Origin of the sequence: Nocardia sp. NBC_00511 (assembly GCF_045161165.1) — a bacterium.
Taxonomy (GTDB): domain Bacteria; phylum Actinomycetota; class Actinomycetes; order Mycobacteriales; family Mycobacteriaceae; genus Nocardia.
The window spans coordinates 7,277,511-7,298,075 of the sequence record NZ_CP107849.1 but is presented as its reverse complement, the minus strand read 5'-3'; the positions used below and the strand labels follow the sequence as shown (position 1 = coordinate 7,298,075).

Below are 20,565 nucleotides of genomic sequence, written 5' to 3'. Positions count from 1 at the left end.
CTCGGCTACATCGCTACCTTCTGGTTTCGCTGGGCGTGGAAGAAGTCCGCCCAACTCGTCACTTCCGGATGCTGCTTGAGCAGTGCGCGGCGCTGGCGTTCGGTCATGCCGCCCCACACACCGAACTCGACTCGGTTGTCCAGGGCGTCCGCCCCGCACTCCATGAGGACCGGGCAGTGCCGGCAGATGGTTGCCGCTTTGCGCTGTGCCGCGCCACGCACGAACAGCTGGTCGGGATCCACTTCCTTGCATCGGGCCTGGGAAACCCAGGCGATTCTCGCTTCGGCCTGCTCCACGTCCAATCGAGCGATCGGGGTAGTCATGTGCATTTGGTGTGCCCCTTTGCAGTCCGAACACCGGGTCACGGCGCTCCAGAATCGCGAGTACAGCCCGCAGCTACCCAACCCCGCTGCGTCCTGCACCACATTCCACTTTGAGTGTTAGCTCTATCACACTGGGTTATCAATCTAGGTAAAGGTGTGCGGCCTGCGCAAGACCGTGCCGAGATTTTCTGGTACGTCCGTCCATGCATTACGCACATGGAACCGGGCAGTCCGTACCTTTACGGACGAATAGACACCCGGACGGGCGGACGCCGACTCCCAGAAAGGGCAATTAGGCTAGGGCCGTGCCGATCACACGAACGCTCTGGAGACTGGCAGGCGCCTGCGTCTTGGCCGCCGTCCTGCTCGCCGGACTGCTGTTCCCGCTCGCCGGTGGTTTCGGGTTCATCTCGAACCGGGCCGCGGACGCCGTGGACAACGTCTCCGCCGAACTCGTCGAGGGCACCGTCCCCGCGGTCTCGACCATGGTCGACGCGAACGGCACGCCGTTCGCCTGGCTCTACGAGCAGCGGCGATTCGAGGTGCCCAGCGACAAGATCGCCAACGATATGAAGCTGGCGCTGGTCTCCGTCGAGGACAAGCGCTTCGCCGAACACGGCGGCGTCGACTGGCAGGGCACCTTCCGCGCCTTCGTCAGCAACTCCTCGGGCAACGAGGTGCAGGGCGGCTCGACCATCGACCAGCAGTACGTGAAGAACTACCTGCTGCTCGTGGTGGCCAAGACCGACGCCGAACGGCGCGCCGCCACCGAGACCACCCCCGCCCGCAAGCTGCGTGAGATCCGCATGGCGCTGACGCTGGACAAGCGGCTCACCAAGGACGAGATCCTCACCCGGTATCTGAACCTGGTGCCCTTCGGCAACAGCTCCTACGGCGTCCAGGACGCCGCGCAGACCTATTTCGGCATCGATGCCAAGGATCTCAACATCACGCAGTCCGCGATGCTGGCGGGCATGGTGCAGTCCAGCTCCAAGCTGAACCCCTACACCAACCCGCAGGGTGTGCTGGAGCGCCGCAACACGGTGCTGGACACGCTGATCCAGAACGTCCCCAGCCGCGCCGACGAGTTCCGCAAGGACAAGGAGGCGGCGCTGGGCGTGCTGCCCGAGCCGAAGGGCCTGCCGCGCGGCTGCATCGCCGCCAACGACCGCGGCTTCTTCTGCGACTACGCGCTGCAGTACCTGAACAACGCCGGGATCAGCCGCGACCAGATGGAGAAGGGCGGCTACCTGATTCGCACCACCCTCGATCCCGCGGTGCAGGATCAGGTGCGCGATTCCCTCGCCGCCAACACCAACCCGAACCTCGACGACATCGCCGAGGTCATGAATGTCATCGCGCCGGGCCAGGATTCGCATCCGCTGCTCGCGATGGGTTCCAGTCGCGTGTACGGCCTCGACGCCAACGCGCATCAAACCGTGCAGCCACAGCCGTATTCGATGGTCGGTGACGGCGCGGGCTCGATCTTCAAGATCTTCACCACGGCCGCGGCGATGGAGAAGGGCCTGGGCATCAGCGCCACGCTGGACGTGCCCGCCCTGTTCACCGCCAAGGGCATGGGTAATTCCGGGACGCCCGGCTGCCCGGCGGAGACCTACTGCGTCAAGAACGCGGGCAACTACGCGCCCTCGATGTCGGTGACGCAGGCGCTGGCGACCTCACCGAACACGGCCTTCGTCAAGCTGATTCAAGCCGTCGGCGTCTCACCGACCGTCGATATGGCAGTGCGCCTGGGCATGCGCTCCTACACCCAGCCCGGCACCTCCGGGCACGGCAACCAGAGCCTCGCCGACATGGTCAAGGACCAGAACCTGGGCTCGTTCACCCTGGGCCCGGTGGCGATCAACCCGCTCGAACTGTCGAATGTGGCTGCGACGCTGGCCTCCAGCGGCAAGTGGTGCCCGCCCACCCCGATCAAGGAGGTGGTCGATCGCAACGGCAAGCAGGTGCCGCTGACCCAGCAGGCCTGCGAGCAGGTGGTCGATCCGGGTCTGGCCAACACGCTCGCCAACGCGCTGAGCCAGGACGTGGTGGGCGGTACCGCCGCGGGCTCGGCGCATTCGGTGGGCTGGAACATCCCGACCTCCGCGAAGACGGGTACCACCGAGACCCACCGGTCCTCGGCGTTCCTGTCGTTCACCAACTCCTTCGCCGGTTCCAGCTACATCTATGGCGACAGCCCCACGCCCGGCGAGATCTGCTCGTACCCGCTGCGCAGCTGCGGCAGCGGAAACCTGTACGGCGGTAACGAACCGGCGCGCACCTACCTGGGTGCGATGAAGAACGTGCTGGACCGGTTCCCGCCCGCGGCCTTGCCGCCGCTGGACGACAAATACGTTCGTGGATCGAACAATTCGCAGATTCCGGACGTGATCGGCCAGCAGCAGGCCGAGGCCACCTCGCAACTGGTGGCGGCCGGATTCCAGGTGTCGGTGTCGACGCAGCCGGGTGCGGCCAAGGGGACGGTGCTCAACGTGTCCCCGAACGGGTCGGCTATTCCCGGCTCGGTGATCACCATCTACGTCAGTGACGGCAGCCAGATTCCGGCGCCCGCGGCGCCGACCGCTCCGGCGCCCGGGATACCAGGGTTCCCCGGCATCCAGATACCGGCGCTGCCACCGATACCCATCCCCATCCCCATCCCGCGGTAGCGGCAGCAACTGAAAGGGCCCGGAGCGAGTCACTCGCTCCGGGCCCTTCTTCATGAAAACTACTGTGCGCGAACCGGTCTCAGAGGCGAGACTTGACCGCCGCCGAGATCCGGGTGCCGTCGGCGCGACCCTGGGCGAGTCCGGTGGCCGCCTTCATGACCTGACCCATCTGCTTCATGCCGGGCCGCTCCCCCAGCTGCTCGGCGACCTGGGCGATGGCAGTGTCGACCAGATCGGCGACCTCGGCCTCGGTGAGCTGACTCGGCAGGTATTCGTCGATGATCTGCTCTTCGGCGCGTTCGTTGGCGGCGAGTTCGCCGCGACCGGCCTGTTCGTAGACGACGGCGGCCTCGTTGCGCTTCTTGGCTTCCTTCTGGAGCACGGCGACGATCTCGGCGTCCGAGAGCTCGCGGGCTTCCTTTCCGGCGACCTCGGCGTTCTGGACCGCGGTGATCAGCAGACGCAGCGTGCCGAGGCGCAGTGCGTCCTTGCTCTTCATCGCGGCGGTCATGTCCGACCGCAGCTTGGCTTTGAGTTCCGGCATGATCGACACGCTACCGCCGACGCGGGGTCGGTGCGCACGTCTTTTTCGGGGTGTCAGCCGCGTGGCCGACCTCATTTAAGTCGATGTTTCTCCTCCTGGTCGCCTATTCTGGGCGAATGCCCGTAATCTCGACCTCCACCCTCAGCCGTGCCGCACTCGGAGCCGCCGGGGCCGCGGTCGCCGGAATCGGATACGCGACGCTCATCGAACGCAACGCGTTCACGCTGCGCGAGGCGACGCTGCCGGTGCTGGAACCGGGCAAACCCTCACTGCGGGTGCTGCACATCAGCGACCTGCACATGATGCCCGGCCAGCAGTTGAAGCAGGCCTGGCTGCGGGAGCTGGACCGGCTGGAGCCGGATCTGGTGGTCAATACCGGTGACAATCTCTCGCACCTGAAATCGGTGCCCGCGGTGGTGCAGTCGCTGGGCGGGCTGCTGGCCCGGCCCGGCATTTTCGTTTTCGGGTCCAACGACTATTTCGCGCCGGTGCCCAAGAATCCGCTGAAGTACTTCGACAAGAACCACAAGCGGGTCTTCGGCGAGCCATTGCCGTGGCAGGATCTGCGCGCCGCGTTCACCGAGCGGGGCTGGCTGGATCTGACCCATGTGCGCCGCGATCTCGAGGTGTCGGGGGTCAAGATCTCGACCGCGGGCGTCGATGATCCGCATCTGCGCCGCGACCGCTACGAGACCGTCGCCGGTGCCCCGAATCCACTGGCGGACTTGAGCATCGGGCTCACCCACTCCCCCGAGCCGCGGGTGCTGGACCGCTTCGCGGCCGACGGCTACGACCTGGTGATGGCCGGGCACACGCACGGCGGGCAGCTGTGCGTACCGGGTTTCGGTGCGCTGGTGACCAATTGCGGTATCGACCGAGCCCGGGTGAAGGGCGCCTCCCGCTGGGGTGCGCACACTCGCCTGCACGTGTCCGCGGGTCTGGGCACCTCGCCGTGGGCGCCCTACCGATTCTGCTGCCGTCCGGAGGCGACGCTGCTGACGCTGGTCGGCGCGCCGCCGAAGAAGCCCACGTCGGAGTCCGGTCGCGGACGTACCGCGTCGGAGGCTGTCGCGCGCTGAGCGCCCGCCGCGATATACCTCGCGGAATGTAGTCGTCAGTCAGGGGGCAACCGTGACCAGTGGAAACGACCAGAGCGGCGAGCCGGGTCGCCCGGGCCAGGAACCGGACTGGTGGCAGCAGGGCGCGCAGCAGCCGGACGCGCCGTCGCAGCAGCCGGGTTACGGTGCGCAGCAAGCGGATCCGACCATGCGCGCCGGGTACACCCCGCCGAATCCGACGACGCCGATGCCCGCTGGGCAGTATGGGCAGCAGCCGTATCAGGGCGGTGCGCCGTATCAGTCGGGGCCGAATCCGTATCCGCCGACGCAGGCGTTCGGACAGCAGGGTTACGGACAACCGGGGTACGGGCAGCAGCCGCCCTACGGCGGGCCGCCACCGGGGTACGGGCAGCCGTATCCGGGTGGTCCGGGCGGTCCTCCGGGTGGCGGCGGCAATCGCAAGGTCTGGTTGTTCGCGGGTGTCGGAGTGCTGGTGGTGGCGTTGATCGCCGCCGTGGTGACCGTCGTTCTGGTGAACCGCAATTCCACCGAGAATTCGGCGAAGTCGAGCACCACGCCGTCGCTGATCAGTGCGCTCACCCCGACCTCGACGCCCGCGGCCAAGCCGTCCACGACCAAGACCACCGGCCCGAAGCCGTCCGGGACGCCCAACGCGGTGATACCGGGCTATCAGGTGGTGGTGATCCCGGACAACGGTGCGGCGTACGACATTCCGCCGGATTGGAAGATCGACACCTCCGGGCAGACCGAGTTCTCCAGTGATTCCGACAGCATCCCGATCGCGGGCCTGGCGCAGGACGGTCTCAACTACTGCCCGAACTATGTGCGCACCAACGCATTTCTGAGCCAGTCCACCGAGTCCGATCCAGCCAAGGCGGCCGCCGACATCGGGGTGCGGATGGGCAAGATCGGCTGGTCCACCTCGACCGGCGCGACGCCCGGCACGGCCGAGAACTTCCAGTCCTCCGACGGGCAGTTGCAGGGCGTGTACCTGGAGACCAAGGGCACCGCCCCCGCGCCGTCGCCGGGCTGCGCCTCGTCCTACTCCGTTTACACTTTCGCCTTCCCGGGCGATAACGGCGCATTCGTGTTCACGATCGCCGCCGACACCGGGGTGGACAAATCCGTGGACTCGGCGACAGCCAAGAAGATTCTCGCCAGCATCCGGCCGGTCAAATAGCCGGGCGCGCGGCACGACTCGTCAGACAGGGGGTCAGACGATGAGCGGTGAACTCGACGATCCGGACAACGATCCGGATCGCACCACTTCGACCGGCGACTGGTGGCAGGGCGCGCCACCGACGGGTTCGCCCCGGGAGTCGCGTCCCGGGCACCCGGTGCAGCCGCCGGCGCGCCCGAATCCTGGCCGACCGCACCAGAATTCGTCGTACGGGCCGCAAACGGGTCCACCGGGGTCGCTGCCCCATTCGGGCGCGAATCCTCTTCAGTCCGGACCGAATCCGCAGTCCGGTGCGAATCCCTATCAGTCCGGCCCGAATTCGCAGATCGGCATGAATCCTGTTCGGGCGGGCCAGAATCCGTACTCGACGGGCCCGTCCGCGTTCCAGACGACCCCGCCGGGCGGGCAGCCCCCGTACTCGAACGGCTTGCCGCCCTCCTCGGGTGGCGGCCGTGGCCGGGTCTGGCTGCTGGCGGGGATCGGCGCGCTGGTGGTCGCGATCGCCGTGGTGGTCGCGGTGGTGATCGTGGTCCGCAATCCCAGCCCCACTCCGACGCCGGTCGCCAAGCCGTCCACCACCGCTCCCGCGACCACGTCGCCCGCCGCCTCCACGACCGCCCCGGCGTCCACGCTGACCCCCGAGATTCCCGGCTACCAGGTGGTGGTGCCCGCGAATCTGAAAGCGGCGTGGGATGTTCCGAAGGATTGGGTCCTGGCTCAGTCCAGCACCACCACGTTCGGCACCGCGTCGGACAATGTGGCCGCGGCGGGCACGGTGCAGGAGGGCATCGAGTACTGCCCCGACAATGTCCGCACCACCATGTTCCTGTCCACCTCGACGAATTCGGACGCGAACGGCGCGGCCACGGAGATCGGCGCGCATGTGGCCCGCCTCGGCTGGAGCACCGGCGGCGCCATCACCCCCGGCACCGCCACCCCCCTCACCTCCACCGACGGCACCCTGCACGGCACCTTCCTGGAAACCACCGGCACCTTCACCGCCACCGCGGGCTGCGCCAACACCTTCTCCGTCTACACCTTCGCCATCAGCGTCGGCGACAACAAGGGTTCCCTGGTCCTCACGATCGCCGCCGACACCGGCGTGGACCGTTCCGTGAACCCCGATTACGCCCGTAAACTGCTCGCCACTTTCCGCCTACTTTAGCCACCTGACCAGCCGATTTAACGACAGCCGCACCCGTGCGCTAAGCTTCTCCACGTTCACATCACGGGGTGTGGCGCAGCTTGGTAGCGCGCTTCGTTCGGGACGAAGAGGTCGCAGGTTCAAATCCTGTCACCCCGACGTGTTGGTTGAGACACAGCAGTAGGCCCTGGCCGGTTCATCCGGTCGGGGCCTTACTCGTTTCCCGGGACAGTTCGGGGCTCGGCAGCGACAACGGTTGCGCGGCAGCGGTTCTCGACCTATGCCGCAGCAGGTGAATGGCCAGGACCGCGGTGTCGTCGGTGACGCCCGGAGCCAGGGAGTCGAGCAGTGTGGTCAAGGCGGCGACCGTGTCGGTGGCCGATCTGGGGGCCAGGGCGCGGGCGAAGTCGAGGAAGTCGGGTTCACCGACCAAGCCCTCGGCCGTGCGGGCTTCGGTGATGCCGTCGGTATAGAGCAGCAAGGTGTCGCCGGGGCGCAGGGTGAGCGTGTGGGCGCCGATGGTGACGCCGGGGAGCGCGCCGATCAATTGGCCACCGGGAGTGGGCAGGTAGTCGCCGGTGCCGTCGGCGGCGATCAGGATCGCCGGCGGATGCCCGCCCGCGGCGAGGGTGACGGTCGCCGACGGTCGCGCCGCGTCCGTGGTGTCGAGGGCGAGCTGTCCGTAGATCACGGTGCAGAAGCGGGGCGTGCCCGGCTGGGCGGCGCGCAGCATGACGGTATTGAGCTGGTCGAGCACCGCGACCGGGTCGGGCCGGTAGACCGCTGCCGCGCGCAGGGTGTAGCGGATCAGCGAGGTCATCGTCGCCGCGGCAACGCCTTTGCCGCACACGTCGCCGAGGAAGAAGCCCCATACTCCCGGCGAGATCGGGAACATGTCGTAGAAGTCGCCGCCGACGTCCTCCTTGGAGGCCATGTGATAGTGCGCGGCGACGTCCAGTCCCGGTACCGGTTCGAGCGCGGGCGGCAGCAGCGTGCGCTGCAGGGTTTGGGCCAGTTCCGCGAGCCGTTCGCGTTCGCGCTCGGATTCCTGGCGGGCGCGCAGCAGTTCCTGTTCGTAGGCGCGACGTTCGCGGGCGTCGAAGACGGTGGAACGGATCAGGTGCGGCTGTCCGTCGGGCCCGGTGGTCACCTTCGAGGAGACGAGTACGGGCAGTCGGGTGCCGTCCGCGGCCCGTAGTTCCAGCGCTATCCCGTTGACCTGACCGCGCATTCGCAGCAGCGGCGCGAAATGGGTTTCGTGGTAGATACGCCCGCCGACCGTGAGCAGGTCGCTGAAGTGGCGGCGGCCGACCAGATCGTCACGTGCAAAACCGAGCCAGTCGAGCAGGGTCGTGTTGACCTTCGCGATGCGGCCGTCCATCCAGGTCGAGACGAACCCGCAGGGGGCGTTCTCGTACAGGTCCTCGAGGTCTTCGCCGGGTAGCGCGGGAAGATCCGGATCGCGCATCATCACACGCTACTGGCAAATGCCGCGATCCGGGCGGCGGTCTCCTCGGGGGCGGAGAGTTGCGGGCAGTGCCCGGTCGCGGTCAGCGTCACCAGTCGGCTGCCGGCGATCCGGGATCGGACGAACTCACCGACCTCCGGTGGTGCGATCGCGTCCTGCGCGGACTGCACGACCAGCGTCGGCACCTGGACCGCCCGCAGATCGTCCCGGTTGTCGGAGAGGAAGGTCACGCGTGCGAACACGCGCGCGATCTCGGGATCGGTGCGGCAGAAGCTGATCTCCAACTCCTGCGCGAGTTCGGGCCGGTCCGGATTGCCCATGATCGTCGGCGCCATCGCACCCGACCAGCTCAGATAGTTCGCATCCAGCGACTCGAGCAGCTCGTGGATATCGTCGGCGGTGAAACCACCGCGGTACCCGGTCGCCGGGTCGTCGAGGAAGCACGGGCTCGGCGCCAGCAGCACCAGGCCGCGGAACAACTCCGGCTCCGCGGCAACCGCCAGTACACCCATCATCGCGGCCACCGAATGCCCGACCAGCACCACCGGTCCCAGCCCGACCGCCCGGCAGACCTCCCGCACATCCTCGGCGTATCCGGCCATCGTGGAGTATCGATCCGGATTCCAGGCCGACAGATCCGAGCGCCCCGACCCGACGTGATCGAACAGCACCACCGTGAAGCGGTCCTCCAGTAACGGCACCACCAGCCGCCACAGATGCTGATCACACCCGAACCCGTGCGCCAGCACCAGCACCGGCGCCCCGGCCAACCCGGAGACCGTCACTCGATTCCTGCGCACCACATCGACCACAGCCCCCATCCTCGCACTCGCCGGAGGCATCGACCGCTCAGCGTCCGAAACGGGCATTGGTGTGATCAGCGGGGTTCTCGGTGAGTCCGGAGTTCACTCATCAAGGGATACCCGAATCATGTTGCGGGGCTGGGTCAGTGGTGCACGGGGGCGGCGAAGAGGGCGGGCCAGTTCTGGGCGGCGGCCCAATCGGCGAAAGTGCGCCAAGGGATTTCGGGGTATTCGCGACGGAGACCGGGGACGTCCACGTCGAGGCCGACGGTGGTGAAGTAGTCGAACATGGCGGCCAGGTCGGCGGAGCGGGTGCGGACGTACTCGAGGGGGACCTCGCGGTGTGCGACGGGGGCTTGCAGGGCCGCGGTGAGGGCTTCGGCGATCTGGGCGGGGGTGAGTTCGTCTGCGGCGATGTCGATTCGGCGGCCGGTGAAGTCGGCGGGACGGTCGAGGGCGAGGGCGGCGAAGGCGCCGATGTCCTCGGAGCAGATGAGGGTGAAGGGGGTGTGCGCGGGCATGGGCCAGGCGAAAGTGTTGTCGCGCAGGCTGTCCAGGGTCCAGCCGGAGGCGTAGTTGTCCATGAAGGCGGCGGGGGCGATGACCGTCCAGGGGACGCCGGAGGCGCGGAGGTGCTGTTCGATGGCGTATTTGCTGTCGTAGTGGGGGACGCCGGTGTCGCGGTCGGCGTGGGCTACGGAGGTGAAGACGATATGGCCGACACCGGCTTTGGCGGCGGCGTCGATGAGATCGCTGCCGTGGCGGGTTTCGACGGTGGTGTCGGTGTCGAAGGGGGTGGTGACGGCGAAGAGTGAATCCGCGCCGGAGAGGGCGGCATTCAGGGATTCGGGGTGGTCGAAGTCGGCGTAGCGGATTTCCGCGCCGAGTTCGGCGAGGGCGCGGGCGGCGGCGGAGTCCGGCCGGCGGGTGAGGGCGCGGACGCGGTGGCCGCGGGTGAGCAGGGCGCGGGCGGTGGCTCCGCCCTGGGCGCCGGTGGCACCGGTTACGGCGATGGTGAGCATGGAGTTCCTCCAGGGTAATATTTACTGCGTGGTGCATTAACTGCGTCACGAAGTAATTTAGCAGATATCGCTGCGCCGCGCAGCAATACGAGAGGGTGGACTGGATGACATCCGAGAAACGGCGGGCGCTGTACGAGGCGGTCTCGAACGAGACGCGTCGATACATGGCGACCTACACCCTGTTCAACCAGGCGATCGCCGATCATCTGGGACTGCATCCGACGGATGTGCAGGCCCTGAGCCTGCTCACCGCCGAACCGGAGCCGCTCACCGTCAAGCAGATCGCCGATATGACCGGACTGACCACCGGTTCGGCCACCCGGCTGGTGGATCGGCTGGAGCGGGACGGCTACGTGACCCGGACGCCCGACCCGCACGACCGCCGCCGGGTCATGGTCGAGCCGGTGCGCGCCGCGACCGCGCGGGTCAGCGCGGTGTGGGACGACCTGGGCGCGGGGTGGCAGGCCATGCTCGACGACGACACCGATGCCGAGTTGGAAGCGGTGGCCAAGCACATGCGAAAGGCGCAGGAGCTGAGCCGGATTCAGATCGGACGACTGAAGAGCGGGGAGGTCCCGAGACCACCCCGCTGACTCCCCCGGCTACCCGCGGCGTATCCGATCCCCGCGCCTCTCACCGAATCCGGCAAGCGGCGCGGTCAGCCCGCGACCGGGCGAAGTACGGTGCCGCCCAGGCGATTCGCGTGTGCGGCGAGCAGGTTGCCGATGACCGTTGCGGACGCGTCGTCGGCGGGGGTGAGGATGACCAGGGCGTGGTCGGAGCCGTCGGGGCTGGTGAGCTGGTCGTAGCAGACGGTCAGGTCGCCCGCCGTGGCGTGGCGGATGCGCTTGCTGCCGTGGGTGCGGTCCTGGACGGTGTGGTCGTCCCACCAGGCCGCGAATTCCGGGCTCTCGCCGCGTAGTTCGGTGATCACTTCGAGCAGTCGCGGGTCGTCGGGTTGGCGGGCCGCGTTGCGGCGCAGGTTGCCGACCGTCTCGCGGGCGATGCGCTCCCAATCCAGTTGCGCCGCACGGGTATCCGGGTCGAGCAGGGTGATCCTGGCCGCGTTGACGCCGGGCCGGAAGCCCGGCCCGAACAGGGCGGAGGCGGCGGCGTTGTGCGCCAGCACGTCCAGCCGGAAGTCCATGAGATAGGCCGGGAGCAGCGGCATTCCGTCGAGGATCGTGTGCAGTGATTCCGGCGGGGCGACCGGCCGCTGCCGGTTGGGCGGTTGCGCGCCGCGCGCGACGAGATGCAGGTGCGCGCGTTCGGCATCGGTGAGCCGCAGGGCTTCCGCCAGCGCGTCGAGGATGGCCGCGCCCGGCATGCCGACCCGCCCCTGTTCGAGCCGGATGTACCAGTCGATGCTCACCGCGGCCAGCTGTGCGACTTCCTGCCGCCGCAGCCCCGGCGTCCGCCGCTGACCACCGCCGGGCAGCCCCGCCGCCTCGGGCGTCAGCCGCTCCCGCATGGCGCGCAGGAACGCGCCCAGTTCCGCCCCGGATCCCGTACCGTCCACGATCGAATTCCTCTCCCCGAAGCCTGGCACACAGGCTCCGCTCCGCCACCCAGCCTAGGACGAGCCCGACCGGATCGTGGTGCGGACCGTCCGAGCGCCTGGTCGGAGCCATGATGAGCCACTGCGGAACTCCCCGCCCGGACCGGTGCCACTGGGTAGTACGCCGCGTACCAGGGTGCGGACGATCTCCCTCACCGTCTCGAATTCCGGGATTCTGATCTTAGTATTCGAAACCAAGGAGGCCCGCCATGTTCCGCACCGCACGCTTCGTTCCCGCGACCTTCGCCGTGGCGGCCCTGCTGTCCGCCGCCGCGTGTGGCAGCCAGAGCGACTCGCCCGCCGCGACCGCTACCCCGTCCACGGCCCCCGCCGCGTCGACGGTTCAGGTGCGCGCCGCCATCCCCGCCACCGCAGCCCATTTCACGGTGACCACCTCGGACGCGACGGCCGACCACACCTTCCCCGCCGATTTCTACGCCGGAGCGTTCGGCTGCACCGCCGCCAATCACGCCCCGCACCTGCGGTGGTCCGGCGCTCCGGCCGCCGCCAAGAGCTTCGCGGTCACCATGTTCGACCCGGACGCCCCGACCGGTGCGGGCTTCTGGCACTGGATGAACTGGGATATCCCTTCCACCGCAACCGATTTCACGGCGGGCGCGGCGGGCGTCGCGGGCACGAACGACGCGGGCGCCCCCGGCTACCTGGGCCCCTGCCCGCCCGCGGGCGACAAGCCGCACAACTACCAGATCACCGTCCTGGCCCTGGACACCCCGACCATGGGCCTGCCCGCCACCTCCACCCCCACCGTGGCGTCCTTCTCGATGAACTCCCACATCATCGGGGCCGCCCAACTGACCCTGACGGCCGTGCGCGACTGAGCCGGGTGCCCGTCCACCGATCCGCGCACGACAACGGCCCCCGGCACTGCGCCGGGGGCCGTTGTGCTGTCAGGGTTTTCAGCCCAGGTGCAGGCGGCGCATCAGGCGCAGAGTGACCAGGGTGGACTTGAGCTGCTTCTCGTAGGGCATGGAGGCGCGGGCGGCCATGATCTGCTTCTTCTGGACGCCGACGTTGATGGTGTCGGTGTACTTGAGCAGGCCGGCCGCGCCGTGGCGGGTGCCGACGCCGGACTGCTTGACGCCGCCGGACGGGGTGCCCTTGGCGGCGTAGCTGGTGACGAAGCCGTCGTTGATGTTGATGGCGCCGGATTCGATGCGCTCCGCGAGTTTGACCGCGCGGTCGATGTTTCCGGTCCAGATGCTGGCGTTGAGGCCGTAGGCGGTGTCGTTGGCGAGCGCGACGGCCTCGTCCTCGGTCTTGAACTTGTAGATGCTCACCACGGGACCGAAGGTTTCCATGGTGGCGTGCGCCATGTCCTTGGTGACCCCGGTGAGGATGGTGGGTTCGAAGAAGGCGGGGCCGATGTCGGGGCGGGGGCTGCCGCCGGTGACGACGGTCGCGCCCTTCTCGCGGGCCTCGTCGACGTGGGACGCGACGCGCTTCATGTGGTCCACCGAGACCAGCGAGCCGATCTCGGGGGTGAAGTCGTAGGTGGCGCCCATGGTCTTGCCGAGTTCTTCTGCGGCAGTGGTGAATCGGCGCAGGTACTCGTCGTAGACGCGCTCGTGCACGTAGATGCGCTCGATGTGCATGCAGGCCTGGCCGGTGTTGCCGAAGACGGCGAAGATGGCCGAGGGGATGGCCTCGTCGAGGTTGACGTCGTCGAGCACGATCATCGGGTTCTTGCCGCCGAGTTCGAGGCTGCAGCCGATGAGGTTGCGTCCGGCCTGCTCACCGATGGTGCGCCCGGTGGCGGTGGATCCGGTGAACATGACGAAGTCGACATTGTCGATGAGCGTCGGGCCGACGTCCGGCCCCATGCCCGCGACGACCTGGACCAGTCCGCGCGGCAGTCCGGCCTTGTGCAGCAGCTCGATGCCGTAGAGCGTGCAGAGCGCGGTCTTGTTGTCCGGCTTCATGATCACGCCGTTGCCCGCGATCAGCGCGGGGGTGGAGTCGGACATGGAGATGGCGAACGGGAAGTTCCACGGCGCGATGACGGCGACGACGCCCTTGGGCCGGTGTTCCTCGGTGGAGCTGGTGATGACCGGCATCGGCCCGCTGCGCTTCTTGGACCGCAGCGTCTTCTCCGCGGTCTTGAGGTAGTGGGCGATGACCATCGGCGTGTCGCAGGCTTCTTCGATGGCCATGCGCCGGGCCTTGCCGCAGCCGATCTGGATCAGGTCGGCGAGGGTCTCGATCTCGGAGAGAATGAGTTCGTGAGCCCGTTCGAAGACGGCGAGGCGATCCTTGAGCGGCCGGGCTGCCCACTCCTTCTGCGCGGCGCGCGACAGTTCGACCGCGGCCACCACGTCTTCGGGCGAGGACTGCGGCAGGTAGCCGACGACGTCGCCGGTGTAGACCTCGATCATCTCGAAGGGTTCGCGGGCCTCGCCCGCTTTGCCCGCGGCCACCATCGAGGTGAGGCGGTTGACGAGGGACTCCGTGACGCGGGACGGCAGCTTCGCAGTCCGCTTGTCCGAGGACTCGGTGCGGGAGTCGCTCGTCGTACTCGTTGTGCTCATGGGACTCTCTCCATTACTTGCCGCCCGTGACGGCGGTCACCATGATCCAAACTAGAACACGTTATTGTTCAGGACAACGGCGCGGGGTAGTTTCGTGCCGGAATCTCTGGTTTGTCCATGTAGAAGGAAGGTCGGCGATGACCGCAGCGCCCGCTGAGACGAGTAGCAACACCGAACCGCACGCACTGGTCGAGAAGCGCGGCGCGACGCTGATCGTCACCATGAACCGCCCCAAGTCCAAGAATGCCCTGACCGGCGAGATGCTCGCCATCATGACCGAGGCGTGGGACACCGTCGACAACGATCCGGAGATCCGCTCCTGCATCCTCACCGGTGCCGGCGGCGCGTTCTGCGCCGGCGCGGACCTCAAGGCGATGAACAAGCGCAGCCCCGAGGACGGCATGAAGGAGGGCTCCTCCTTCGACCCGACCCGGATGCCGGGCCTGCTCAAGGGTCGCCGCCTGACCAAGCCGCTGATCGCGGCGGTCGAGGGCGCGGCCATCGCGGGCGGCACCGAGATCCTGCAGGGCACCGATATCCGCATCGCCGGTGAGAGCGCCAAATTCGGTGTCTCCGAGGCGAAGTGGAGCCTGTTCCCGATGGGTGGCTCCGCGGTGCGGCTGCCCCGGCAGATCCCGTACACGGTGGCCGCCGAACTGCTGCTGACCGGCCGCCACATCACCGCCACCGAGGCGCTGAACTTCGGGCTGATCGGGCACGTGGTGCCGGACGGGACCGCGCTGGACAAGGCCCTCGAGATCGCCGAGCTGATCAACAACAACGGCCCGCTGGCCGTGCAGGCGATCCTGAAGGTCATCCGCGACACCGAGGGCATGCACGAGGAGGACGCCTTCCAGATCGACGCGAAGGTGGGTCTGCCGGTGTTCCGCAGCGCGGACGCCAAGGAAGGCCCGCGCGCCTTCGCCGAGAAGCGCAAGCCCAACTTCCAGGGCAAGTAGGCACTGCCGCAAGTCGACTGGATAGTCGGTGCCGCAAGGTAATTGAGACGGTGCGCGGCCGCGGCGACGGAAATCCTCTCCCGTCGCCGCGACGCGCTCAGCGGGCGGCCACTTCCTCGGCCAGGAAGCCGCCGGACTGGTGCCGCCACAGTTGTGCGTACGCGCCCTCGGCGCGCAGCAACTCCTCGTGGCTGCCCTGTTCGACGATCCGCCCGCGATCGAGCACGATCAGCCGGTCCATTCCGGCGACCGTGCTCAACCGGTGCGCGACCACCAGCGCCGTACGCCCTTCCATCAGCTCCCAGAGTGCCTGCTGCACAAGCATTTCGCTCTCGGAGTCGAGGGCGCTGGTGGCCTCGTCCAGCAGCAGGATCGGGGCGTCGCGCAGGATGGCGCGGGCCAGCGCGACCCGCTGCCGTTGTCCGCCGGACAGTTTCACGCCGCGTTCGCCGATGAGCGTGTCCATGCCCTCGGGTAGCGCGTCCACGAATTCGGTGACGTGCGCCGCCTTGGCCGCCCGCCGCACCTCCGCGTCGCTGGCTCCGGGCCGGGCGAAGCGGATGTTGTCGGCGAGGGTGCGGTGGAACATGGCCGGATCCTGCGGCACATAGGACAGCAGCCCGCGCAGATCGCTCTGCCGCAGCCGCGAAATATCCTGTCCACCAATGTGAATGGCCCCGCCGTCGACGTCCTTCATACGCAGCAGCAGCTGCGTGATGGTGGACTTGCCGCCACCGGAACGCCCGACCAGACCGAACTTGGCCCCGCTCGGCACCTCCAGGTCCAGGCTGCGGAACAGTGGGGCGGCACCCTTGTGCGTGAAGTCGACCTGCTCGAACTGGATCCCGAACCCGTTGGTCTGCAACGGTTCCGGCTGCTCGACGTCCAGCACCGTGGGTGGCTCCAGCAGCAGTTCGGTGTACTGCGCGGCCTCGGTGACCGTGCTCTCCAGCCGCCGGTAGATCTGGTTGAACCGGAACATGATCCCGGTGGCGTTCCAGTAGTAGGTGAAGGCCACCATGATCACCTCGACCGAGGCGTGCCCGCCGCGTATCCCCAGCGCGATCAGCAATCCCACCACATTGGTGAGCACGAACATAGGCGCGACCGCGGTGTCGATGAACATGTTGTTGTAGTCCCACGAGCGCAGCGTCTTGGCCCGCTGATCCGCCACCCGCCGCCGATGCTCGGCCGCCTCCTGCGGTTCGGCCGAGAAGGCCCGTACCGCCTGCATATTGGACAGGCTGTCGGAGATGTGGCCGGAGACCAGGGCGACCGCCGCCTCGCGTTCGTCGACCAGCCGCTGCCGCCGCCGGATGAGCGGCCACACGATGGCCGTACTGAGCGCGATGAGACCGACCAGCACCACCACGAATACCGGGTCGTAGCGCCACAGCACCACCGACCCGAAGGCGATCGGCACCAGCGCGCCGATGATCTCGAAGGACAGCGTGTCGACGAAATCCTCGAAGCGCCGGGCGAATCCGACCGCGCGTTTGGTCAGCGAGCCCGCGAAGTTGTCGTGGAAGAACGCCGCGTCCTTGGCGAGGAGTTCGTCCATGGCGGTGAGGTACAGGTTTTCGATGCCGTTGGCGTCCGTACGGTTGAGAAAGTGAATACCGATGCGCCAGAACACTTCCGAGAGCAGCAGTAGCGCTCCGAAAGCGATCACGTAGGGCGCGAGGGTGCCCAGCGACGAGTCACCGGTGACGGCCACCTTGCCGACCACGACGGCGACCAGCAGCGGAGCCAGGTAACTCTGGCAGATATTGCCCAGCGCCGGACCCATCAGGCCCAGCGTGGTGATTGTTTTGCGCCGGGCCAGTTCCCGGCCGTAATAGCGCAGAACCAGTCTCACGGCAGTAGTGCGCGAGCTCATCCATCTCCTCTCGAATCACGTGTTCGAGCAGTGCAGATGAGTCAGAATGCCTGGCAGGACGGCGGGCACGCCACTGATTTTCCGGGTTCGCGCAGGTGGTGATCGGCGCTGGGCGATCGCAGAGCCTCGATCACCCAGCGCCGCAGCGGATGCCGACCGGAGCACGGGTCGGCATCCACGTCGGGGGTCACTCGGTGGGATGCACCGAGCGCCGGATGATGGCGCGGGCCGCGCCGGGCAGGAAGCGCCGCAGGTAGTAGGACGGTTTCGCCTGTCCGGGGAAGACGAACAGCGGCGTCTTGGGTTTGGCGAGCGCCTTTTCCAGGGCGTCGACGATGTCCTCGGCGTTGCTGCCGCCGACATTGCCGAGCACGCTGGCGTTCTCGGCGCGGACCGCGTCCAGGAACGGGGTTTCGACGGTGGGCGGGCACAGCACCAGGAAGCGCACGCCGGTGCCGTGCAGTTCGTAGGACAGGCTCTCGGAGAAGCCGATGACGGCGTGCTTGGATGCGGTGTATCCGGCCATGCCGGGTGAGGGCAGCCAGCCCGCCAGGGAGGCGAACAGCACCACGGTGCCGGTGTCGGCCTGCTTCATGGCGGGGATGACGGCTTGGCAGATATTGACGGTGCCGATGTAGTTGACGTCCATCATCTTCCGCAGCTGCGCCACATCGTGGTCGAGTACCGACGCGTGCACGTGGGCCATGCCCGCGGCGTGCACCAGCCGGTCGATGGCGCCGAGTTCCGAGCGCACCTTGTCGACTACGGCGGCGACCTGTCCGGGGTCGGAGACATCGCAGGTGTAGGTGTGCGTGTTCGGTGAGCGGGTGGCGGTGTCGGCGAGTCCGGCGGCGTTCAGGTCGACGGCCGCGACGCGCCAGCCGGCGGCGGCGTGCCGCTGGGCGACGATGCGACCCATGCCGCTGGCGGCTCCGGTCACCAGTACGGTGCGGGTCATCGGCCCTCCCTGGTCGGCAGTACGGTGGCGGCGTCGCCGAAGGTCATCCGGAGGGCGCCGATGCGGCTGGAGAACAGTGCGCGCCTGGGCAATCCGAGGGCGCGCAGCTGCTCGGAGACGGGGTGGTCGCCGAGTTCCAGGTGGGTGCCGCCGGGTCGTCCGCTGACCCGGCCGGGGTTCATCACCCAGGGCGTGCGGCGCAGGCTGGCGCCGCGGTAGGTGTAGGCGTCGATGGACGCGCCGCCCGCGCTGCTGGGCATGGGGATGCCGTCGCCGACCCGCATGGACAGCACGAACTGCCCGTCGACGCGGACCTCGCAGCGGTGGCCGCGGCCGTCGGGGGTGATGTCGATGTCGGCCATCAGTTTGGGGAAGCCCCAGATCGATTGTCCCGCTTCACAGGTGAAGCTCTGATTGACGGGCAGCCAGTGGATGTAGGCCCCCGAGCTCTTGGGCCGCCCCGGCTGCTGCGCCATCAGGGAGAAGGCGAATTCGTGGTACGGCCCGAGGTCGCCGTCGACGTAGCGCACGAAGGCCAGCGAGACGATGGCCTGTCCGGCGAGCGTGACGGGGGTGAGCCCGGTGTCGGCCAGCAGCACGCGGGCCGCGCGGGCGTCGGCCCGGAACAGCGCCGAGCAGGCGTCCGCATGCCGGATCTCGACCGGCATGCGGACCTGTTCGCCGAGTACGGAATGTGCCTCCACCATGTTCGAATTAGAACAGGTTCTTGCAGCGTCCGTGCACAGTTTCACCCAGATATCCCGCTCAGCGGACGGATTTCCGGGCGAAGATTTCAGAACGTGTTACGACACCTCGTGATCGGGCGCGACCGCCTCCGCGTGGGCCTTGGCCCAGCGGTAGTCGGGCTTGCCGCTCGGCGTGCGCGCCACCGTGTCGACCACCCAGATGCGGCGCGGCAGTTTGTATCCCGCGAGATGCACGCGCACGTGTTCGGCCAGCGCGGTGAAGTCGACGGACTCGCCGGAGGCGGACACCACCGCCGCCACCTGCTGACCCCACCGGTCGTGCGGTACCCCGATGATGACCGCGTCGTAGACCGAGTCGGCAGCCTTGACGACGGCCTCGACCTCCTCCGGAAACACCTTCTCGCCGCCGGTGTTGATCATCATGTTGCCGCGCCCGATCAGCGTGACCGAACCGTCGGCCTCGACCCGGGCGCGGTCGTCGGTGACGACCATCCGCACCCCGTCGACCGCGCGAAACAGCTTGTCGGTCTTGGCCTGATCCTTGTAGTAGCCGATCGGCACATTGCCGGTCTTGGCCACCCAGCCCTCGCCACCCGGCGGCACCGGCTGCCCGGCGTCGTCGACCACGGTCGCACCGCGGCCCACGTTCACCCGCGGCCCGCGCCCGGGGTCGTCGTCCTTCTGCGCGAAACCGATTCCGCCGAAACCGGTTTCGGAGGAGCCGATGGATTCGGTGACCAGCGTGCCCGGGAACAGTTCCAGCAGTGCGTTCTTCACCGGCTGGGTGAGCTGCGCGGCCCCGGAGCCGATGGAGAACACCGAGGAGGCGTCCACCGGTGCGGCCCGGTAGGCGTCGACGAGCGGCTTGGCGATGGCGTCACCGGTGATGACCAGGACATTGGGCTTCTCGCGTTCGACCACCCGCCAGACTTCCTCGGCGTCGAAGCGCGGCTGGAACAGCACCGCGTTGCCGGACCACAGGGCGGTGAAGGTCGGCATCATGGCGGCGGCGTGGATGAGCGGCGGCAGCACGAACCAGATCATCGGGTTCGGGTTGTCCGCGCCCGCCCGGGACTGCTGGTATTCGTCGGCGACCGGTTCCCCGGTGTAGAAGTCGATGCCGCCGCCGAGCACCCGCCACATGTCCTCCTGCCGCCAGATGACGCCCTTGGGCAGGCCGGTGGTGCCGCCGGTGTACATGACGAAGTGGTCGTCGGCGCTGCGCGGGCCGAAATCCCTTTCCGGCGAACCGGATTCGAGGGCCTGCTCGTAGGGAACGGAGGAACTCTCCAGTCCGGCCCCGCCCTGATCGTCCTCGACCACGATGGTGTGGCGCAGGGCGGGCAGTTGTGGCCGGATCTCCTCGATCACCGCTGAGTAGCAGCGGTGGTGCACCACCATCTCGAGGTCGGCGTTGTCGTAGACGTAGCGCAGTTCCCCGGCCCGGTAGCGGTAGTTGATATTGACCGGGACCGCGCGAATCTTGTAGCAGCCCAGCAGGGTTTCCAGGGTTTCGATGCTGTTGTGCATGTGGAACCCGATGTGGGTGCCGGGCCCGGCTCCGGCGGCGGCCAGGTGGTGGGCGAGGCGGTTGGCGCGGGCGTCGAGTTCGGCGAAGGTGAGCCGCCGCTCGCCCTCGATGACGGCGAGCCGGTCCGGCACGGCGTCGGCGGAGTGTTCGTAGAGGTCGGCGAAATTACACGCCATGGCCGTATCTCCTGAG

18 protein-coding genes and 1 tRNA gene are annotated in these 20,565 nt (G+C 68.0%); 8 read left to right on the top strand and 11 right to left on the bottom strand.

Annotated elements, in window-relative coordinates; translation table 11 throughout:
- Positions 1-5: 5 nt before the first annotated feature.
- A complete protein-coding gene (locus OG300_RS33885; RefSeq protein WP_405488098.1) occupies positions 6-329 on the bottom strand; it encodes a WhiB family transcriptional regulator in 324 nt (107 codons plus the stop codon).
- A gap of 299 nt (positions 330-628) precedes the next feature.
- Here OG300_RS33885 and OG300_RS33880 point away from each other — a divergent pair, with 299 nt between their 5' ends.
- On the top strand, positions 629-2,995 hold the full coding sequence (locus OG300_RS33880; RefSeq protein ID WP_405488096.1) for a penicillin-binding protein: 2,367 nt from the start codon (positions 629-631) through the stop codon (positions 2,993-2,995).
- A gap of 79 nt (positions 2,996-3,074) precedes the next feature.
- Here OG300_RS33880 and OG300_RS33875 read toward each other — a convergent pair whose 3' ends face one another.
- Complete coding sequence (locus tag OG300_RS33875) at positions 3,075-3,539, bottom strand: GatB/YqeY domain-containing protein (protein WP_405488094.1); 465 nt, start codon at positions 3,537-3,539, stop codon at positions 3,075-3,077.
- Between the two features lie 116 nt (positions 3,540-3,655).
- Between OG300_RS33875 and OG300_RS33870 the strand changes: the two genes are divergently transcribed.
- From OG300_RS33870 to OG300_RS33855, 4 genes are all read left to right on the top strand, one after another.
- The gene (locus tag OG300_RS33870) at positions 3,656-4,618 is read left to right on the top strand and encodes a metallophosphoesterase (protein ID WP_405488092.1); all 963 of its coding nucleotides are present in this window, start codon (positions 3,656-3,658) and stop codon (positions 4,616-4,618) included.
- A gap of 52 nt (positions 4,619-4,670) precedes the next feature.
- On the top strand, positions 4,671-5,798 hold the full coding sequence (locus OG300_RS33865; RefSeq protein WP_405488090.1) for a hypothetical protein: 1,128 nt from the start codon (positions 4,671-4,673) through the stop codon (positions 5,796-5,798).
- A gap of 40 nt (positions 5,799-5,838) precedes the next feature.
- The gene (locus OG300_RS33860; RefSeq protein WP_405488089.1) at positions 5,839-6,963 is read left to right on the top strand and encodes a hypothetical protein; all 1,125 of its coding nucleotides are present in this window, start codon (positions 5,839-5,841) and stop codon (positions 6,961-6,963) included.
- A gap of 64 nt (positions 6,964-7,027) precedes the next feature.
- Positions 7,028-7,101, top strand: a tRNA-Pro gene (locus tag OG300_RS33855).
- Between the two features lie 37 nt (positions 7,102-7,138).
- Here OG300_RS33855 and OG300_RS33850 read toward each other — a convergent pair.
- From OG300_RS33850 to OG300_RS33840, 3 genes are all read right to left on the bottom strand, one after another.
- Positions 7,139-8,410: a SpoIIE family protein phosphatase gene (locus OG300_RS33850; protein ID WP_405488087.1), complete on the bottom strand. Its 1,272-nt coding sequence runs from the start codon at positions 8,408-8,410 to the stop codon at positions 7,139-7,141.
- Positions 8,411-8,412: 2 nt separating this feature from the next.
- Entirely contained in the window at positions 8,413-9,231 is an 819-nt protein-coding gene (locus tag OG300_RS33845) for an alpha/beta fold hydrolase (RefSeq protein ID WP_405488085.1), read from the bottom strand.
- Positions 9,232-9,356: 125 nt separating this feature from the next.
- On the bottom strand, positions 9,357-10,235 hold the full coding sequence (locus tag OG300_RS33840; protein WP_405488083.1) for an NmrA/HSCARG family protein: 879 nt from the start codon (positions 10,233-10,235) through the stop codon (positions 9,357-9,359).
- 104 nt (positions 10,236-10,339) lie between these two features.
- Here OG300_RS33840 and OG300_RS33835 point away from each other — a divergent pair, with 104 nt between their 5' ends.
- Positions 10,340-10,828, top strand: a complete 489-nt coding sequence (locus OG300_RS33835) for a MarR family winged helix-turn-helix transcriptional regulator (protein ID WP_405488081.1) — start codon at positions 10,340-10,342, stop codon at positions 10,826-10,828.
- A gap of 65 nt (positions 10,829-10,893) precedes the next feature.
- Here OG300_RS33835 and OG300_RS33830 read toward each other — a convergent pair whose 3' ends face one another.
- Positions 10,894-11,754 carry a helix-turn-helix transcriptional regulator gene (locus OG300_RS33830; protein ID WP_405488079.1) on the bottom strand — a complete coding sequence of 287 codons (861 nt, stop codon included), beginning with the start codon at positions 11,752-11,754 and terminating at the stop codon, positions 10,894-10,896.
- 248 nt (positions 11,755-12,002) lie between these two features.
- Here OG300_RS33830 and OG300_RS33825 point away from each other — a divergent pair, with 248 nt between their 5' ends.
- On the top strand, positions 12,003-12,632 hold the full coding sequence (locus OG300_RS33825) for a YbhB/YbcL family Raf kinase inhibitor-like protein (protein WP_405488077.1): 630 nt from the start codon (positions 12,003-12,005) through the stop codon (positions 12,630-12,632).
- 78 nt (positions 12,633-12,710) lie between these two features.
- Here the strand turns inward: OG300_RS33825 and OG300_RS33820 are convergent, their stop codons facing one another.
- Complete coding sequence (locus tag OG300_RS33820) at positions 12,711-14,339, bottom strand: succinic semialdehyde dehydrogenase (RefSeq protein WP_405488075.1); 1,629 nt, start codon at positions 14,337-14,339, stop codon at positions 12,711-12,713.
- A gap of 137 nt (positions 14,340-14,476) precedes the next feature.
- On the opposite strand from OG300_RS33820, the gene OG300_RS33815 reads away from it, so the two are divergent.
- Positions 14,477-15,298, top strand: a complete 822-nt coding sequence (locus OG300_RS33815; RefSeq protein WP_405488073.1) for a crotonase/enoyl-CoA hydratase family protein — start codon at positions 14,477-14,479, stop codon at positions 15,296-15,298.
- A 97-nt stretch (positions 15,299-15,395) separates the two neighbouring features.
- Here the strand turns inward: OG300_RS33815 and OG300_RS33810 are convergent, their stop codons facing one another.
- From OG300_RS33810 to OG300_RS33795, 4 genes are all read right to left on the bottom strand, one after another.
- Complete coding sequence (locus tag OG300_RS33810; protein ID WP_405488071.1) at positions 15,396-17,177, bottom strand: ABC transporter ATP-binding protein; 1,782 nt, start codon at positions 17,175-17,177, stop codon at positions 15,396-15,398.
- Positions 17,178-17,364: 187 nt separating this feature from the next.
- Positions 17,365-18,135, bottom strand: coding sequence for an SDR family NAD(P)-dependent oxidoreductase (locus OG300_RS33805; protein WP_405488069.1), 771 nt, complete (start codon positions 18,133-18,135; stop codon positions 17,365-17,367).
- Positions 18,132-18,842, bottom strand: a complete 711-nt coding sequence (locus OG300_RS33800) for an acetoacetate decarboxylase family protein (protein ID WP_405488067.1) — start codon at positions 18,840-18,842, stop codon at positions 18,132-18,134. Before OG300_RS33800 ends, OG300_RS33805 begins: the two co-directional genes overlap by 4 nt.
- A gap of 96 nt (positions 18,843-18,938) precedes the next feature.
- On the bottom strand, positions 18,939-20,549 hold the full coding sequence (locus tag OG300_RS33795) for an acyl-CoA synthetase (RefSeq protein ID WP_405488065.1): 1,611 nt from the start codon (positions 20,547-20,549) through the stop codon (positions 18,939-18,941).
- Positions 20,550-20,565: the final 16 nt, after the last annotated feature.

Bases quoted from the DNA above. Each gene is read 5' to 3' on its own strand.
- OG300_RS33815 (WP_405488073.1), top strand. From the start codon at position 14,477: ATGACCGCAGCGCCCGCTGAGACGAGTAGCAACACCGAACCGCACGCA.
- OG300_RS33840 (WP_405488083.1), bottom strand. From the start codon at position 10,235: ATGCTCACCATCGCCGTAACCGGTGCCACCGGCGCCCAGGGCGGAGCC.
- OG300_RS33805 (WP_405488069.1), bottom strand. From the start codon at position 18,135: ATGACCCGCACCGTACTGGTGACCGGAGCCGCCAGCGGCATGGGTCGC.
- OG300_RS33795 (WP_405488065.1), bottom strand. From the start codon at position 20,549: ATGGCGTGTAATTTCGCCGACCTCTACGAACACTCCGCCGACGCCGTG.
- OG300_RS33825 (WP_405488077.1), top strand. From the start codon at position 12,003: ATGTTCCGCACCGCACGCTTCGTTCCCGCGACCTTCGCCGTGGCGGCC.
- OG300_RS33845 (WP_405488085.1), bottom strand. From the start codon at position 9,231: ATGGGGGCTGTGGTCGATGTGGTGCGCAGGAATCGAGTGACGGTCTCC.
- OG300_RS33810 (WP_405488071.1), bottom strand. From the start codon at position 17,177: ATGAGCTCGCGCACTACTGCCGTGAGACTGGTTCTGCGCTATTACGGC.
- OG300_RS33800 (WP_405488067.1), bottom strand. From the start codon at position 18,842: ATGGTGGAGGCACATTCCGTACTCGGCGAACAGGTCCGCATGCCGGTC.
- OG300_RS33835 (WP_405488081.1), top strand. From the start codon at position 10,340: ATGACATCCGAGAAACGGCGGGCGCTGTACGAGGCGGTCTCGAACGAG.
- OG300_RS33885 (WP_405488098.1), bottom strand. From the start codon at position 329: ATGCACATGACTACCCCGATCGCTCGATTGGACGTGGAGCAGGCCGAA.
- OG300_RS33870 (WP_405488092.1), top strand. From the start codon at position 3,656: ATGCCCGTAATCTCGACCTCCACCCTCAGCCGTGCCGCACTCGGAGCC.
- OG300_RS33820 (WP_405488075.1), bottom strand. From the start codon at position 14,339: ATGAGCACAACGAGTACGACGAGCGACTCCCGCACCGAGTCCTCGGAC.
- OG300_RS33850 (WP_405488087.1), bottom strand. From the start codon at position 8,410: ATGCGCGATCCGGATCTTCCCGCGCTACCCGGCGAAGACCTCGAGGAC.
- OG300_RS33875 (WP_405488094.1), bottom strand. From the start codon at position 3,539: ATGCCGGAACTCAAAGCCAAGCTGCGGTCGGACATGACCGCCGCGATG.
- OG300_RS33860 (WP_405488089.1), top strand. From the start codon at position 5,839: ATGAGCGGTGAACTCGACGATCCGGACAACGATCCGGATCGCACCACT.